This is a genomic window from Streptococcus sanguinis (genome assembly GCF_020729765.1).
GTDB lineage: Bacteria > Bacillota > Bacilli > Lactobacillales > Streptococcaceae > Streptococcus > Streptococcus sanguinis_Q.
On sequence record NZ_JAJEPD010000067.1, the window covers coordinates 1 to 771 of the forward strand.

General features: G+C 24.5%; 2 pseudogenes. Both read right to left on the reverse strand.

The annotated features are described in order from the left end of the window. Positions 1 to 534, reverse strand: a pseudogene (locus K4H96_RS09275) (DUF2971 domain-containing protein); the annotation flags it as partial. 19 nt (positions 535 to 553) lie between these two features. Then, positions 554 to 771: pseudogene (locus K4H96_RS12390) on the reverse strand (hypothetical protein); the annotation flags it as partial.

The following is a 771-nucleotide window of genomic DNA, read 5'->3' on the forward strand; positions in this document are numbered from 1 at the left end:
AGTATCAATCTTAGTATAATGTCCAAAAGAGCCGATTGTTTTTAAATCTTTAGAAGCAATAGTCAAATTAGAACGAATATCATCAATAATAACTTCTGCTTGATTCAAAAGTTCCTTGTAATTTTCAGACAGTATAAATCCAGAATCACTCTCTTTTTTTAAAATGGCGCCTTCATCACTACTATGACGCTCATCATACATTTTAACTAATTTAATTGCTTGATCTCGAATTATATCAGAATCATTTTCTTTTGCTATCTTTCGAATCACTTCTATTGAATCTTCAATTATATCATCAAAATGTCTTGATACAAAATCCAAATATTTCCCAACAGAATCAGATTGAGGGTTATTGATATAATAGTTACTAATTTTTTCGAGATGTTCAGTTCTAAAAATAGACAACAACTCATCTAATTCAAAATACCAATATGCAATGTGTTTAAAATCATTATCTTTAGAATTTTCTTTAAATATGAAGTTAATGAATGATTCTAATTCCCTCTTAAAATAGTTTCTTCTTTCTTCTGGCAAACTATTTTGTTCAAATAATTTAAGAAAAACTGAAAGTATATCTGAAAAAAATTATTTCACTATTCTCTATATTATAGTTACATATTAAATCAAGAATTTTAAAGAAATAACTCTCATTTTCAAACAATATATAATAATCTTCATACTCTTTTGTTTGATACAAATAAAAATACAAAATTGTTAAAAATTTAAAACTTTCAATCCAATCAAATGACTGGACATTATTTAATAATATTT